The 15,097-nt window shown below is 39.5% G+C and carries 17 protein-coding genes; 15 read left to right on the forward strand and 2 right to left on the reverse strand.

Going from position 1 to position 15,097, the window contains the following annotated elements; all coding sequences use genetic code 11:
- Positions 1-43: 43 nt before the first annotated feature.
- The 6 genes from FSB76_RS00480 to FSB76_RS00505 all read left to right on the forward strand — a co-directional run bounded on the left by FSB76_RS00480 (position 44) and on the right by FSB76_RS00505 (position 2,850).
- Entirely contained in the window at positions 44-784 is a 741-nt protein-coding gene (locus tag FSB76_RS00480) for an NUDIX hydrolase (protein ID WP_147051655.1), read from the forward strand.
- A gap of 119 nt (positions 785-903) precedes the next feature.
- Entirely contained in the window at positions 904-1,335 is a 432-nt protein-coding gene (locus FSB76_RS00485) for a VOC family protein (RefSeq protein WP_147051656.1), read from the forward strand.
- A gap of 11 nt (positions 1,336-1,346) precedes the next feature.
- The gene (locus tag FSB76_RS00490) at positions 1,347-1,730 is read left to right on the forward strand and encodes a DoxX family protein (RefSeq protein ID WP_147051657.1); all 384 of its coding nucleotides are present in this window, start codon (positions 1,347-1,349) and stop codon (positions 1,728-1,730) included.
- Positions 1,731-1,758: 28 nt separating this feature from the next.
- On the forward strand, positions 1,759-2,148 hold the full coding sequence (locus FSB76_RS00495; RefSeq protein WP_147051658.1) for a DoxX family protein: 390 nt from the start codon (positions 1,759-1,761) through the stop codon (positions 2,146-2,148).
- Between the two features lie 32 nt (positions 2,149-2,180).
- Positions 2,181-2,402, forward strand: a complete 222-nt coding sequence (locus FSB76_RS00500; protein ID WP_147051659.1) for a hypothetical protein — start codon at positions 2,181-2,183, stop codon at positions 2,400-2,402.
- Between the two features lie 55 nt (positions 2,403-2,457).
- Entirely contained in the window at positions 2,458-2,850 is a 393-nt protein-coding gene (locus tag FSB76_RS00505) for a VOC family protein (RefSeq protein WP_147051660.1), read from the forward strand.
- Between the two features lie 79 nt (positions 2,851-2,929).
- Here the strand turns inward: FSB76_RS00505 and FSB76_RS00510 are convergent, their stop codons facing one another.
- The gene (locus tag FSB76_RS00510) at positions 2,930-3,469 is read right to left on the reverse strand and encodes a DUF4199 domain-containing protein (protein WP_147051661.1); all 540 of its coding nucleotides are present in this window, start codon (positions 3,467-3,469) and stop codon (positions 2,930-2,932) included.
- A 96-nt stretch (positions 3,470-3,565) separates the two neighbouring features.
- The gene (locus tag FSB76_RS32790; RefSeq protein ID WP_317131363.1) at positions 3,566-4,054 is read right to left on the reverse strand and encodes a response regulator transcription factor; all 489 of its coding nucleotides are present in this window, start codon (positions 4,052-4,054) and stop codon (positions 3,566-3,568) included.
- A gap of 487 nt (positions 4,055-4,541) precedes the next feature.
- Here FSB76_RS32790 and FSB76_RS00520 point away from each other — a divergent pair, with 487 nt between their 5' ends.
- From FSB76_RS00520 to FSB76_RS00560, 9 genes are all read left to right on the forward strand, one after another.
- Positions 4,542-4,928 (forward strand): response regulator, encoded by a 387-nt coding sequence (locus FSB76_RS00520; RefSeq protein ID WP_147051662.1) that lies wholly within the window; start codon positions 4,542-4,544, stop codon positions 4,926-4,928.
- Positions 4,909-5,994, forward strand: a complete 1,086-nt coding sequence (locus FSB76_RS00525) for a sugar transferase (protein ID WP_147051663.1) — start codon at positions 4,909-4,911, stop codon at positions 5,992-5,994. The genes FSB76_RS00520 and FSB76_RS00525 overlap by 20 nt, the downstream gene beginning before the upstream one ends.
- 4 nt (positions 5,995-5,998) lie before the next feature.
- Complete coding sequence (locus FSB76_RS00530) at positions 5,999-6,679, forward strand: TolC family protein (RefSeq protein ID WP_147051664.1); 681 nt, start codon at positions 5,999-6,001, stop codon at positions 6,677-6,679.
- A 3-nt stretch (positions 6,680-6,682) separates the two neighbouring features.
- Positions 6,683-8,842 carry an AAA family ATPase gene (locus FSB76_RS00535; protein WP_147051665.1) on the forward strand — a complete coding sequence of 720 codons (2,160 nt, stop codon included), beginning with the start codon at positions 6,683-6,685 and terminating at the stop codon, positions 8,840-8,842.
- Positions 8,843-9,056: 214 nt separating this feature from the next.
- A complete protein-coding gene (locus FSB76_RS00540) occupies positions 9,057-10,568 on the forward strand; it encodes an O-antigen ligase family protein (RefSeq protein WP_147051666.1) in 1,512 nt (503 codons plus the stop codon).
- A gap of 3 nt (positions 10,569-10,571) precedes the next feature.
- Positions 10,572-11,186 (forward strand): acyltransferase, encoded by a 615-nt coding sequence (locus FSB76_RS00545; protein ID WP_147051667.1) that lies wholly within the window; start codon positions 10,572-10,574, stop codon positions 11,184-11,186.
- Between the two features lie 11 nt (positions 11,187-11,197).
- A complete protein-coding gene (locus tag FSB76_RS00550; RefSeq protein WP_147051668.1) occupies positions 11,198-12,547 on the forward strand; it encodes an oligosaccharide flippase family protein in 1,350 nt (449 codons plus the stop codon).
- Positions 12,548-12,550: 3 nt separating this feature from the next.
- Positions 12,551-13,774 carry a glycosyltransferase gene (locus FSB76_RS00555; RefSeq protein WP_147051669.1) on the forward strand — a complete coding sequence of 408 codons (1,224 nt, stop codon included), beginning with the start codon at positions 12,551-12,553 and terminating at the stop codon, positions 13,772-13,774.
- Positions 13,775-13,825: 51 nt separating this feature from the next.
- Positions 13,826-15,025 (forward strand): glycosyltransferase, encoded by a 1,200-nt coding sequence (locus FSB76_RS00560; RefSeq protein ID WP_147051670.1) that lies wholly within the window; start codon positions 13,826-13,828, stop codon positions 15,023-15,025.
- The last annotated feature ends 72 nt before the right edge of the window (positions 15,026-15,097 follow it).

A 15,097-nucleotide genomic window follows, 5' to 3' on the forward strand; every position in this document is an offset into this window, starting at 1 on the left:
TTTACGCAGCTAACAAATTTTTTTGTTAATTGCTAATATTTATATGCCGGCAAACAACAACCAGTTTAAAAACCAGGAAGCAGATGCAAAAGGCGAAGGTTATTTACCCGGCCTGGCAATTGATGCGGTGATTTTTGGTTTTCATGATAAACAGCTTAAAGTTTTACTGCTTGCATACAAAAACACCGGCCTATATGCCTTGCCCGGTGGTTTTATTCATAATTATGAAGATGTTAATGAAGCAGCCCGCAGGGTGTTATTTGATCGTACCGGTTTAAAAAACATTTACCTTGATCAATTTTATGTTTTTGGCGACAGAAGCAGGCACGACCCTGAGCCGCTGAAAAAAATCATGTCGGTAAGAGGGACCACGCCACCGGCCGACCATTGGCTGTTGAAGCGATTTGTATCTATAGGCTATTACGCGCTGGTCGATTTTACAAAAGCCATCCCTACGCCCGACAGCATTTCAGATAGTTGCTGCTGGTACGGCCTTGATGATTTACCTGTGCTAATGCAGGATCACCAGTTGATCATTAAAAAAGCTTTGGAAACTCTGCGCGTAAACCTTGATCAGAAACTAATCGGCTTTAACCTGCTGACCGAAGACTTTACCATGGGCGATTTGCAAAGCCTGTACGAAACGGTACTGAACAAGAAACTTATCCGTGCGGCATTTCAGCGTAAAATGCTAAGCCTGGGAATATTGGAGCGGATAGCCAAAAAATTTACAGGCGGCGCACACAAAGCCCCTTATGTGTACCGGTTTATATCCGACAAGTAAGCTATTGTCTTAATTATACCCTTTAAATGTCGGATTTTGCCCTTTTGGTTTAGGTTAAATCAGCGTAGATTTACATATAAACCATTAAGAAAATTTATCAATTTAAAACCTCGACTAAAATGGCAACAATTAATCCTTATTTGAATTTACCCGGTACAACCGAAGAAGCTTTTAATTTTTACAAATCGGTATTTGGCGGCGAGTTTTTGGCCGTGATACGTTTTAAAGATTCGCCAGGAGGCTCTGAGAACGTAGCCGAAGCTGACAAAGACAAACTCATGCACATTGCCTTGCCTATAGGTAAAAACATCCTGATGGCTACCGACAGCATTGGTGAAATGGGCATGGGCTATAAACAAGGTAACAACTATCACGTCTCTATCAATACTGATAGTAAGGAAGAAGCCGAAACCATATTTGCCGCATTATCTGCAGGCGGCCAGGTTATGGTGCCGCTTGCCATGGCTGAGTGGGGCGACCTGTTTGGATGGTTTACCGATAAATTTGGCATATCATGGATGGTAAGCTACTCACCTAACCGCCCACAATAATTTTTATTGTTATGAGCGCTAAAACAATTAAAATCACCTATTGGATATTAACAGCGTTACTGGCCATGGCTATGGCCGGGGATGGCTTTGGCGGGGTTACCAGGCAACAAGCAGGCATTGATGTATTGAAACACCTGGGCTATCCTATTTATTTTATGGTGATAATGGGTACGGCCAAATTACTTGGAGTAATAGCTATATTACAAAACAAATACAAGGCAGTTAAAGAATGGGCTTTTGCCGGCTTTTCGTTCACTTTTTTTGGTGCTATTGCATCAAGAGCCTTTGTGGGCGATTCGACCGGTGAACTTATTCCACCCATCGTTATGCTTGCGTTCTTGTTTACCACCTACTATTTTTGGAAAAAATACAATCAATTAAAATCAACTGAATAAAACCAAATCACCACAAAACCAACTTTTTATGAAAATTGCAGTAATTATTGTACGTACCCTTGTAGCCCTGATGTTTTTGTTTGCAGCTGTAATGTATTTTGCCATGGTTTACTTCCACGCATTCCCGATGCCAGCCGTAACAGGCAATATGAAAGTTTTTAATGATGGCTTAGCGGCCTCGGGTTATTTAATGCTGCTTATAAAAATAACCGAGCTGGTTTGCGCGCTGCTTTTATTATTTGGCAGGTATGTAGCGCTGGCCTTGGTAGTTTTATTCCCTGTAATGGTAAATATTGTTTTAGTGAACGCGTTTTTGTCGCCATCGGGTCTTACTATGGTTATACCATTGCTGGCTGGTGTATTGTTCCTGGCTTATACACAACGCGAAAAGTACGCGCCTTTGTTTACAGCAAAATAAACAGTACGCGCGGATTAAAAAATCAAGCTGTTATGACGGTAGAAGTTTTTAAAACCAATGTAAACAAACGCAAATATGCCAAAGCGCTGTTAGCCGAAATCCATAAAACGTTTGCAGGCTACAGCGCGAATTTCGACCTGGAAGATTGCGATAACATATTGCGGGTACAATGCAACACCGGAACGGTATGCCCTAACACCATGATATTGTTTTTAAAACGCTTTGGCTACTACGCGGAGTTATTGGCAGATTAGTTTAAGTTGAAACAAAATCCGTTATTGTTAATTGTTATAATAAAAGGAGGACATTATGTTAAAGGAAAGCAAAGCATTCAGTGGTTTTTCGGTGAACGACATTGCCAAAGCAAAGGAGTTTTATGGTAAAACATTGGGCCTTGAAGTAAAGGAAGACACCTCTATGCCAGGCATTTTACACCTGGAAATTTTGGGCGGCAACCCAATTGTGATATACCCAAAGCCCAATCATCAGCCAGCCACCTTTACAATACTTAATTTCCCGGTACCAGACGTTGAAAAAGCTGTAGATGAATTAACAGCACATGGTGTTAAATTTATTGTTTACAACGAGGAAAACTTTAAAACCAATCAAAAAGGCATATTTACCGCCGGTGGCCCTATTATAGCCTGGTTTAATGATCCGGCGGGTAACATCCTATCGGTTATTGAAGCGGCTAAAAGCTAAATAAACAAAGCCCTTAAGTGATTTGCTTAAGGGCTTTGTTTATTTAAATACCATGTATGCACTAACTATACAACGCTTGTTAGTTAGTTGCTAATATATTATCAGTAGGCCGTTTTTTTAATACCAGCGCAGTAATAAGCGCTATAATTAACCCTACGGGTAAAATCTCCACATAAGTAAACAGCACCACAAAAACTGGGTTCTTATACATTTGTTTATAGGTATTCATTTTAGCCGCCTGTTCGCTTAGTTCCTTTGCGCTTGCACCGCTGGCCTTAGCTTCGGTGAGCGTATGGGTTGCGTACTTTTCCATAAAATCGGGCATAAATTTATAGTAGATGATTAGCCAGGTAACCACGTATAAGGTAGATGCGATGAGCGAAATATAAAGTCCTATCATAAAACCCTTCCCAAAAGTAATTTCGCCACCGTTATATTTATCCCGGTAGTTTTTAACGGCTACAAATATCATCGAGAATGCGATGAGCATAGTAGCGTATCCTAAGTACATATTGCCGTGGGTTTTCCCATCGGCGTAACACATGGCTACGGTTACCCCCATCAGGGCGGAAACTATGGCGCCTGCAATTAGCCCAAAAGTGATTACATTTTTTTTCATCGTTTTTAATTTTTGGTACAAATTTGAAAAGTTGGGCTCGTATGGCAGTCATACTTTAGGGTGATTTTAGGCGAATCACCCTAAAGTACCAGCTTTTCAGGCAATAATTCCCAGCTTTTTAGCTTTGTCAACAGCCTGGGTTCGGCGTTCAACCTCAAGTTTCCAGAATAAATTTGACGAGTGGGTTTTAACGGTATTTAACGATACAAACAACCTTGCAGCAATTTCCTGGTTACTTAAACCGCTGGCCATTAATTGCAATACCTCCACTTCACGTTTGCTTAAGTTAAGTTCGGCTAATGCTGTTTCGTTTAAAACAAAATTATCGTCCGGATACACATAAACCTCCTTTTCAACTTGTATGGTTTTTACCTTTGGCGAACTTAGCTTTAAGGCCAGCCAGATACCGAGCGACGTAAAAATAATGGCTATAGCTCCAATATAAATCTCAAGAGCATGATCTATTATTATAAAACGATATTCAAGCCAGCGCATTAAAAACAGCAGCACGGCAAGCGAGCCCCCATAGATAATAATATGTTTATTTTTTGCAAACCGGTTCAAATGCTTTTCAATGTTATTCACTATCAAAAATATAAAATATGCAGTTCAATATCGATGCAATATCAAATAGCAAGCAGGTAAAAAAATATTAACATGTTATGTATTTTTTTACCCTCTTTTAAAAGCCGCTACCCAAAATGGGAATATATTCCTCAACTGTAGATCGAATTCAGCTATAATAACCTAAACGAAAGCTTTATTAACACCTTAATTAATAGCTAAAAGCCTTGTTAGCAAATAAAAGCATTATTGGTATGTGAGGTAAAATTTTTATATGTATTTTCGGTACAGTAATTGACTTAATGCCGACAAATTGATTACCTGCGTAAAGATTTTTAGGAAATTATACTAAAAACAAAACTCTTGTCATCATTTTAACGTACACCAGATTACTTTGAAAACCATTAAAAATATAGGAATTTTAATACAATTAAAGCCCGGCCGTTGCCCTAAATCATTATTAGTTTATATGTTTTAACCGCTTTACCAGATTCCCGAAATTAACCATATGAAGAAAACGTTACTGATTGTCGATGACGATTTAAGCATACTAAAATTACTCAGTTTCATCCTTTCTAAAGATTATGATTGCGTTGTTAAAAACAACGGGATCGATGCATTTGGATGGCTTGAAGAAGGACATTTTCCCGACCTGATTCTTTCAGATCTTCAGATGCCCTATTTTGACGGGCAATCATTTGCCAAAAACGTTAAGATAAGTGGTTTTTACCGCGATATCCCGGTATTGTTATTGTCGGCAGCACATGACCTGGATGAGCAGGTAAGCAATATGCCTTTCAAAATTGATGGCTATATGCATAAACCTTTCAAACCAACCGAACTAAAATCAGCAATTAACCAACTTCTACAAGTTTATGAATCATCAAACGTCTGATTGGAACGAAAATTCCGGTTCGCACATCAGGATTGCCTATGCGGGGTTGGAATTAAAAGACCTTATATTAAAGGGCCTTAGCAATTTTAACATCATTTGTAATGATACCATCACTCAGCTTGATGTTTACCTTGGCGAGCAATCTATTTTAACGGTTCCGGATATCATCCTGATAGAGATTGATAAAGAAGGCAAATGTTTTGCGCTGGTTGAATCAATAAAAAGAAGCTTTTTGCTTAACGGTTCTATCATCGTTTTGCTATCAACCCAAAATGATAAAAGCCTTAAACAAAAAGCCCTTCAATTAAGGGTACATGATTATTACAGCGTTCCTTTTTCTATTGATGATTTGCGCGAGAGGCTAAACTTCCTGGTAACATTTAAGCTGATAAAGCCAAAGTTGCTTGAGTTATCAAAAGAAGTTGATACAACTTACAAGATGCCTTTCGGAAAACGCATTATTGACCTGGTTATATCATGCTCAATGCTTTTTTTCCTGTCGCCAATTTACCTGCTTGTAGCCATTGCCATTAAATTAGATTCAAAAGGACCAATATTTTATAAAAGTAAAAGGGTTGGCACGGGATATAAGGTGTTTGATTTTTACAAGTTCAGATCGATGCGCACCGATGCCGACCAGCTATTGGCCAAACTATCTACCGAGAACAACCAATACGCTACGGAAGGCGGCGCCAGCAAAGCAGCATTTGTAAAAATCAAAAACGATCCGCGTATAACCAGGCTTGGCAATTTTTTACGCAACTCCAGTCTTGACGAGCTTCCGCAGCTTTTCAACATCCTCAGGGGCGATATGTCTGTAGTAGGTAACCGTCCTTTGCCTGTTTACGAGGCCGAGATGCTGACATCTAACGAATGGTCGATGAGGTTCCTGGGCCCTGCTGGGCTTACCGGATTATGGCAGATAAGCAAACGTGGCAAAGAAGATATGTCTGAAAGAGAAAGAAAGAAATTGGATAACTTTTATGCTCAAAAGTATTCTATTTGGTTAGATTTACGGATTATTGTAGGTACCGTACCGGCTCTCTTTCAAAAAGAAAAAGTATAAATTAATGAACAGAAATATAGTAGTTGCTTGCTTTTTGTTAACCATCACGCTGTTTTCCAGGCAGGTATGCGCCCAGGAAACTTTTATAAACACCGTAAATACGGCATACCTGGATAAGCTTATAGCTACAGCTAAAAAGAATTATCCGGAGGTTAAAATAAGGCAAAGCCAGGTTAGGGCAGCCCACAGCAACTACAATGCAACCAAATTTGCGTGGCTCGACGGGCTTACGGCATCGTACATTTATAGTCCGCAAAATTTGGTTAACCAGGCACAACCTACTATTTTTAAAGGCTACCAGCTGGCTATTACTTTAAGCATCGGGCAATTACTTAAAAACCCATCGGTAACCAGCGCTGCTAACGAAACCTATAAAATAGCACAATACCAACAGGCAGAATATATGCTTACCCTGGAAGCCCAGGTCAGAAAGTTTTATTATGCTTATTTACAGGCAATGGCCGAGCTAAGGCTTCGTTCCGGCGCAGTAAGCGATGCAGGTGCAGCTGTTAAACAGCTTAAATATGCATTTCAAAAAGGAGAAACCACTTTTCAGATTTATAACGAACAATTGAACAGTTATTACAACCAAAATTCGTTTATGCTACAGGCCGAGCTGGCAACCTGGACAGCTAAAACAAACCTGGAAGAACTATTAGGAATTAAACTGGAAGATATAAAGTAAAAGATGGAGTTAGGATTTTTTTTTAAGTTATTAAAAAAATACAAATTAGTACTCATTTTTATACCCATTATAACAGGTGTAGCTACTTTTTTTGCGGTTAAAAGACTGCCGGATACCTATGTTTCGCATGCTCAAATTGCTACCGGTATAGTTGATGCATCGCGTCACCTGCTGGATAAAGACGCTAACAATAGCCAGCAGGCACAGCAGGCATTCAGCGAGTTTAGCAACCTCATGGCTATCATGAAGCTAAAAAAGATAGTTAGCCAGGTTTCCTATTCGCTAATTATACATGACCTCCAATACCCCGCCTATCCGTATAGCAAACCAAGTAAAATGCTGGCTGATATGGCCGAATACCAACGGGATGCCGCATTAAAGCTTTTTCAATATAAGTTTAATCATCTTGAGCCGCTTTTGCTTTATAACAAGCAGGAGAAAACTTTGAACGATCTGCTGCATTCCATGCGATATGATGATGCATCGTTGCGTAAAGACCTTGTAATTTACCGGGACGACGAAAGCGATTTTATATCGGTTAGCTATGATTCGGCCAACCCACAATTATCTGCAGATGTGGTTAATATATTGTGTACGCAATTTATTAACTACTATAGTCAAACCGTAAAGAAAAACGAATCAAACGCGGTTACATTTTTATCCGACCTGTTGGTTCAAAAAAGAAACGCGTTGCGCGATAAAACAGCACAGCTGCAGAAATACAAGATAGATAACGGCATTTTAAACCTTGAGGAGCAGTCGCGGGCTATTTTTGGCCAGATACTAAGTTACAGCGACAAAAAGCAGGAGGCCGAAAAAGAAATAGCCGCATACGATGGAACATTAAAAACGCTTGACAGTAAATTTGCGCCGGCCGACAGGCAATATTTTGAGTCGGTATCGAGCAAAATTAACCAAACTATTACGGCAACGCAGGATGAGCTTCACCTCATCCAAAATAAGTATATCCGCAGCAATTACGATCCTAAGTATAAACCAGCCCTTGATTCAATTCAAAAATCATTATCGTCACAAATCAACTTATCATCAGATCAATATATTACCAACCCGCTTACGCACAAAGACGACCTGGTTAAGCAAAAACTAACACTTGAAGTGACACGCGACCTGGCTAAATACAGCGTACAATCCATAAACGCAGCATTATCAGACCTTAACGCCAAATTTGCGCGCCTGGTGCCGTTTGATGCCAAAGTAAAAACCTTTGATTTTGATATAAATATAGCCAGCCAGGAATACCTTGATGTTTTAAATAAATACAACTCAACCAACCTTAAATCAAACTTTAGCATCGAGCTTATCCAGGTGGAAAAAGCCGAACCTGAAGCGCCGGAACCATCCAAAAAAATGCTGCTGATAGTAATTAGCGTTGTGGTAATGTTTTTTGTTTGCGTGTTTGTGCTATTCGTTTTGTTTTACCTTGATAATACGATAAAAGAACCTGCCGAGCTTGTTAACAAAACCCAGCTGCCTTTATTGGGCTACCTGAACCGGATTCCGGGTACCGATCTTGATATCAGAAAACTTTGGGATATTGAAAACCGGGATAAAATGCAGCAATATAAAGACCTGCTACGATCTGTCAGGTTTGAAATTGACCAGGAATTGCGTGGAGAAAAAATAATTGCGGTTACAAGCATCAGCCCGCATGAAGGCAAAACACTTTTTGCCACAAGCCTGGCCTACTCCTATGCCATGATCAATAAAAAAGTTTTACTGATTGATGGTAACTTCGAACGGCCTGATTTAACAAATGCTGTACGCCCTAACTTGTTTTTAGAGGATTATTTTAAAAATACCCCGCTGTACAACGTAGATGTAAATAGTAGTACCGCCACTACGTTGGGAAACCATGGCAATGACATAACCTTATTGGAAATTGCGGATGAGGCGTTCATAAAAAACCGTTTCGACGATTTAAAATCAAAATACGATATTGTTATTATTGATACCGCCCCTTTAACAGCCTTGAATAAATCAAAAGAGTGGTTGCTTTTCGCCGATAAAACTGTAGCCGTTTTTGAGGCCAATAAAGAATTAACAAATGCCCAAAAGCAATTTGTTGTATTTTTAAAAACGCTCGGAAGCAAATTTGGAGGTTGGGTATTAAATAAAACAACTGTTAGCAAAAAGCGAAAATAGGCCGCACCGGCACTTAACATGTCTATTTATTTTAACCAGGGTATTTAGCATTAGTATTATGAGGATAGACCCTATTGAAGCAAAACCAGATCCATTTAAAGATTTAACCCCACTGCAAAACAGATCTCGTAAGGCTGCCATTACAATAGCTTTCATCGGTGTTTTTGTATGGGTAATTAAAATTTTGTTTTTGTAACCCCTTTAGCTATCGCCAATGCAGCGTGAGATAACCGACTACACTAAAGTGAACGAAACTTTTGGAAAAAAAATACTTCTCCAAAAGCTTTCAAACCCTTTAGTGCTCGTTTTTTTAGCGCTTGTGGCTTTATTTATCAGTGTTGTAGTTTATAAACTTGGTATAATTGGCGCAGGTGGTATTATAGTAATTATAATAGGCTTACCTGCTTTAGCCGGTATTGTAGCCTACCCCAAATTTGGCATAACCGTACTGATAGTAGTTTCGTTTTTTATCAATTATGTCTCGGAATTTTTACCAGAACAGGTACCAATAGGCACACTGCTTGATGCCATAACCTATTTGTTGATTTTAGGCTTTTTTATTAAGCAAAAAAGCGAAAACAACTGGAGTTATTTTAAAAATCCCATCAGTGTATTAATTATCATTTGGCTGGCCTATAACATGGTGGAGGTAGCTAATCCCGCTGCATCGTCGGTACTGGCCTGGGTTTATACGGTACGTACAGTTGGCTTTATTATGCTGATGTACTTTGTATTTGTTTATCACATCCGTACGGTTGGCTTTATAAAATACTTATTGAAACTTTGGCTGCTGCTTGATGTCATTGCCGCAATTTCGGCTTTTCAACAGGAAAATTTCGGTTTTTTGCCTTTCGAAAAAAAGTGGCTGTACTCTGATCCTCTCCGGGTGGGTTTATTATTTATCAATGGGCACATGCGCAAATTTGGTATTTTTTCAGATCCCGTTACCTTTTCATACAATATGGTTATTGGTTCTTTGCTTTGCATAGCGCTCATGATGACAAACATTACTATTCGCAAAAAGATAATTTTGGGATGCATAGCCATGTTTTTTCTTACTGTTATGCTTTATTCAGGAACCAGGGCGGCTTATGTATTGCTGCCCGCCTCGTTGGTTATCTTAGCTGTACTTAATTTTAACCGAAAGGTGCTTATCGGAACCCTAATTGCAGGTTTCATGCTGGCTGTTTTAATAGTAATGCCCACATCAAATCCCTCAATCAAAAGGTTTCAAACAGCGTTCAGCCCTTCAGACGATCCCTCTTATAACGTACGGGCCGAAAATCAAAAAAAAATAAAACCGTTTATATTATCGCACCCCATAGGCGGAGGCCTTGGTTCGGTAGGCGTTTGGGGCAGGCGTTTTGCTCCCAACTCTATGCTGGCTAAATTTCCGCCCGATAGTGGCTACGTGCGCGTAGCGGTAGAAATGGGCTGGATAGGGCTAATATTGTTTTGTACCCTATTTTTTGTAGTTCTGAAAAACGGCATTAATTTCTTTTTTCTTATCAAAAACCCGCGGCTCAAAAACTACTGTATGGCCATGATATTGGTAATATTTGCTTTCAATATTGGCAACTTTCCGCAACAGGCCATTGTGCAATACCCATCTAACATTATTTTTTATTTATCCATAGCCATTATTGTAGCCTGCCGCAGATTGGATCTTGAAGAACAACAAACATTGATGGACGGCGATAAAACAACATTAACAGAAATGAATTAGGCCATGTCAATAGCAGCAAACATAAAATCAAACCCGGCATTAAAAAAGTTAGTTCACTGGATGCTGATACCTCCCGGCGAATCGAGGCCCAGGCGCTGGGTGCGTTGGTTTATTACCCCGTTTTATTATCCGCGGGGTAAAGGTGCAGTTGTACGGTATTATGCGCGGCTGGATATTTACCCGTTTAACAAATTCACATTAGGCAGTAAAAGTATTATTGAAGATTTTGCCACTATCAATAACGGTGTTGGCGATGTTATTATAGGCAATAATTGTGGCATAGGTATTGGCAATGTGTTAATTGGGCCGGTAACCCTGGGTAATTATGTAATGCTGGCACAAAATATAGTTATATCGGGACTCAATCACGGATATGAGGACGTAACCCTGCCCCCCAGGGTACAAAAAGTAGTAACTAAACAAATCATCATTAATGACAATGTATGGATTGGCGCCAACTGCGTAGTTACGGCAGGTGTAACAATTGGCAAGCATGCTGTTATTGGCGCAGGCAGCGTTGTAACAAAAAACATCCCCGATTATTCAGTTGCCGTTGGCAACCCGGCCAGGGTAATTAAAAAGTACAATTTCACAACAAATAGCTGGGAAAAGGCGTAACAAAGCAAACCATGCCATTTATACAAAAGCTCATTAATAAGCACACTATTTCATTAGCAAGTAACGCTATTATGCCGGTATTAGGCATGGCCATATTAGCATTAATGGCGCGCTACCTGGTTACGCCGGGCGATTTTGGCGATTATATTTTTTTCCTGGTTTTGTTTACCCTGGCCGATACTTTCAGGACCGGTTTCCTGCAAACGGCACTTATAAAATACTATGCCGGAACTTCGCCCGAAAGATCGGCAAACGTAGCCGGCTCTGCATGGTGCGTTGGCTTAATGATTATATTGGGTTTTGCAATCGGCAATTTGATTGTGTACTTGTTTTGCTTCGGCGCCAGCCAAAATATGATGATGATATTAAAATGGTTTAGTATCATTTTTCTGTCGACCCTTCCAACCGCTATTGCAGGTTGGATACTACAAGCCGAAGAGCGTTTTGATAAATTATTCCTGGTGCAGCTTATTAACCAGGGAGGCTTTTTTGTATTTATCCTGTTACTTATTATTTTACACCGGGCAACCTTTCAAAACGTTATTTATTGTTACTTTTTAAATAACCTCATCAGCAGTATTGTTACTACTTCGTTGGGATGGTCGAGAATAAAAACCATTGGCAGCAAAAGCTGGTCATCAATAAAGGAACTGGCACATTTTGGCAAATTTAGCGTGGGCACCTCTATCAGTTCGTACCTTTTGCGCAGTTCAGATACTTTTATCATCAAAATGATGTTTCCATCTTCACTGCTGGGGGTTTATTACATCCCCCAAAGGCTCATGGAAATTTTCGAAATTCCCCTAAGGGCGTTTATTGCTACAGCGCTCCCCACAATGTCGGCGGCTGTTCATCGTGACGATAAAAAGTACGTATCATACATCATGAAAAAATATGCCGGTATGCTTACCATAGCCCTCATTCCGGTAGCTATTGGCGCTTTTTTACTGGCCGACCTGGTGATAGGCTTATTATTCGGCAAAACCTATCAGCATTCAGATGCAGGTAATATTTTCCGGATATTTATGTGCTTTGTAATGTTATTGCCTATTGATCGTTTTTTTGGCATAACCCTGGACATCATTGGTAAACCGCAGCTAAACATGGTTAAAGTATTTATTATGCTTACGGTAAATGTTATTGGTGATTTTGCAGGTATATTTATTTTTCATAACTTATATGGCGTTGCCATCGCCTCTATATTTACGTTTTTTTCGGGGGCCATATTTGGCTATTGGTCTTTAAAAAAACACCTCAATTTCTCGGTAAAAGACATTTTTTACCTGGGTTATATTGAGTTAACGGAGCTTATTACAATGCTTTATAATAAAGTAAGAAAAAAAGAAACCGGGCAGTTTTAATATATGCAACTAAAGAACCGTAATATCATTATATTTTCGCAAATGCAGTTTGATGGCCGTTTGGAGTCGACAAACTACACCATGGCCAGGCACCTGGCAAAGAATAATAATGTGTACTATGTTGACAGGCCCTTCACCTGGAAAGACTATTTTAAGTTTAAAAACACGCCGGCTTTCAAAATCAGAAAAAATCATTTCTTTTCATCTGCCAACAGCATCATCCAAACAGACTTAACTAACCTTAAAATTGTAATTTCGCCTCCGGTGCCATCTATCAATATGTTGCCCGAAGGAAAAATTTACCGGTTAGCAGTACGGCTGAATGAGCTGATTGTGGCGTCGCGGTTAAGGAAGGTAATAAAACAGTATAACATCCACGATTACATTTATATCAACTCATACAACTACACCTACCCCAACTTTCATAATTTAATAAAGCCTGCATTAACGGTGTACCACTGTGTAGACCCATTGGTTGAGGCTTACCAAACCAGGCACGGTTTAATATCTGAGGATATTGTTGTTAAAAGTGTTGATCTTGTTATATGCACCAGTAAAGAGTTGAGGAATAAAAAACTCAAACTAAATGGCAATTCGCATTTTATTCCCAACGCTGCAAATATCAATCATAGCCAAAAAGCGCTTGATGCTAAACTGCCTGTGGCTTCAGTTTTATCGGGCATCAATAAACCCATAATAGGTTACTTCGGAAACATTGAACGCCGTATTGATTATGCATTGATTAAAGAGTTATTTGAACAAAACCCCGATAAAAACTTTGTTTTTGTGGGGCCGGTAGATGAAGATTATAAAGATATGCCCGCCCTTTATCTGCCCAATGTTTTTTTAACGGGTGCTGTACCTTATGAACAGTTGCCGGCGGTGTTAAAGGGCTTTGATGTAGCTATTATCCCCTTTAAGAAAGATGATGTAAGCAGTTCCATATTTCCGTTAAAACTTTTTGAGTATCTCGGTTCAGGTAAGCCAACTATATCATCTAACTTTAATAGCGATTTAGAAGAATTTACCAAGGGCACAGTAGCCTTCTGTAAAACAGCCAGAGAGTTTACTATTGCTATAGATGAGGCCTTAAATGACACTCCGGAACTACAGCAAAAAAGGCTTGCCGTGGCTGCCGAAAATACATGGGAACACAGGGTTATTGAAATAGAGAATCTTTTGGCATTAAATTTAGATAAGAAGCACAGTGGACTAAATGAGCTATAGTGCAACTTTAGTTATAAAAATACAGTAAAAGTTATCAAAAACCTATAAACAATGGAGATCATCAAGTTTGTTGCTTCGGTAATCATGTGGGCAGCTTTCGTATACCTCGGGATATACTGCCTGTACCTCTTTACATTCTCTGTTTTGGGGAAATTAATTCCCATTAAATACCCCCTGGTTGCTGGTTCGCTCAGCAAATTTGTTATCTACATCTGCGCTTATAAAGAAGACGAAATTTTATTAAATTCTGCGGCAAATGCCTTGACGCTTGATTATCCGGCCGACAAATTCCATGTATGTGTTATAGCCGATTCTCTTAAACCCGAAACCTTGGTAAAGCTAAGGCAAATGCCATTGCAGGTTGTTGAAGTTTTTTTTGAAAACAGCACCAAGTCAAAAGCGCTAAATAAAGCCATTGAAAACACGGTACCCGGCTTTGATGCTGCTATTGTTTATGATATTGATAACGTTGCGGCTCCTGATTTTTTGTACCAGATTAACAACTACCTGCAGGCGGGCGAAAAGGTGGTACAAGGCCACAGGATAGCCAAAAACAGCAATACCAATGTGGCAGTACTTGATGGTATAAGCGAAGAGATTAACAACCATATTTTCAGGAAATCGCAACGGGTTTTTAACCTTTCGGCTGCCATTATCGGTTCGGGGATGGCTTTGGAGTATAACCTGTTTAAGGTAACCATGGGGCAGATTGACGCTGTTGGCGGTTTTGATAAGGAAATGGGCCTGATACTAACCCGCCAGAAAATTGGCGTTGCTTATGCCGAAAAAGCTTATGTATATGATGAGAAGGTAAGCAATCCCGAAGTATTTAAAAAACAACGCAAAAGATGGTTGTCGGCCCAGTTTAACCTATTGCGCAAATATGGTATGAGCGGTTTCGGCGAGTTATTTTTAAGGGGAAACTTTGATTATTTTAATGAAATATATCAAATGTCAATACTGCCAAGGGTACTGATGCTTGGGTTGATGCCTTTTATGCTGATCATCTCATTATTCCTTTCATTTTTAGCGCCGGGTATAGGGCCGTCATGGCAATTATGGTTATGTGCAACATTATGCTGTTATATTGGCATTGCTGTTGCTATACCAGGGCAATATTTTAATGGCCAATTGCTGAAAGCAGCGCTTAAACTACCGTTGATATTTTTCACTATGCTGTTGTTGTTATTCAAGTTGAAGGGCGCCAATAAGAAATTTATACATACCACACATGACCATACAGCTGTATAAACCACAAGTGGAAGTGTGCAGTTTTAATAGTTAAATGGGTAAATACCCGTATTATTTTTGAATAAGAATTAG

The organism is Mucilaginibacter ginsenosidivorax (assembly GCF_007971525.1).
In the GTDB taxonomy this organism is placed as follows: domain Bacteria; phylum Bacteroidota; class Bacteroidia; order Sphingobacteriales; family Sphingobacteriaceae; genus Mucilaginibacter; species Mucilaginibacter ginsenosidivorax.

Bases quoted from the DNA above. Each gene is read 5' to 3' on its own strand.
- FSB76_RS00510 (WP_147051661.1), bottom strand. From the start codon at position 3,469: ATGAAAAAAAATGTAATCACTTTTGGGCTAATTGCAGGCGCCATAGTT.
- FSB76_RS00555 (WP_147051669.1), top strand. From the start codon at position 12,551: ATGCAACTAAAGAACCGTAATATCATTATATTTTCGCAAATGCAGTTT.
- FSB76_RS00505 (WP_147051660.1), top strand. From the start codon at position 2,458: ATGTTAAAGGAAAGCAAAGCATTCAGTGGTTTTTCGGTGAACGACATT.
- FSB76_RS00480 (WP_147051655.1), top strand. From the start codon at position 44: ATGCCGGCAAACAACAACCAGTTTAAAAACCAGGAAGCAGATGCAAAA.
- FSB76_RS00490 (WP_147051657.1), top strand. From the start codon at position 1,347: ATGAGCGCTAAAACAATTAAAATCACCTATTGGATATTAACAGCGTTA.
- FSB76_RS00545 (WP_147051667.1), top strand. From the start codon at position 10,572: ATGTCAATAGCAGCAAACATAAAATCAAACCCGGCATTAAAAAAGTTA.
- FSB76_RS00540 (WP_147051666.1), top strand. From the start codon at position 9,057: ATGCAGCGTGAGATAACCGACTACACTAAAGTGAACGAAACTTTTGGA.
- FSB76_RS00485 (WP_147051656.1), top strand. From the start codon at position 904: ATGGCAACAATTAATCCTTATTTGAATTTACCCGGTACAACCGAAGAA.
- FSB76_RS00550 (WP_147051668.1), top strand. From the start codon at position 11,198: ATGCCATTTATACAAAAGCTCATTAATAAGCACACTATTTCATTAGCA.
- FSB76_RS00525 (WP_147051663.1), top strand. From the start codon at position 4,909: ATGAATCATCAAACGTCTGATTGGAACGAAAATTCCGGTTCGCACATC.
- FSB76_RS00500 (WP_147051659.1), top strand. From the start codon at position 2,181: ATGACGGTAGAAGTTTTTAAAACCAATGTAAACAAACGCAAATATGCC.
- FSB76_RS00535 (WP_147051665.1), top strand. From the start codon at position 6,683: ATGGAGTTAGGATTTTTTTTTAAGTTATTAAAAAAATACAAATTAGTA.
- FSB76_RS00560 (WP_147051670.1), top strand. From the start codon at position 13,826: ATGGAGATCATCAAGTTTGTTGCTTCGGTAATCATGTGGGCAGCTTTC.
- FSB76_RS00530 (WP_147051664.1), top strand. From the start codon at position 5,999: ATGAACAGAAATATAGTAGTTGCTTGCTTTTTGTTAACCATCACGCTG.
- FSB76_RS00495 (WP_147051658.1), top strand. From the start codon at position 1,759: ATGAAAATTGCAGTAATTATTGTACGTACCCTTGTAGCCCTGATGTTT.
- FSB76_RS00520 (WP_147051662.1), top strand. From the start codon at position 4,542: ATGAAGAAAACGTTACTGATTGTCGATGACGATTTAAGCATACTAAAA.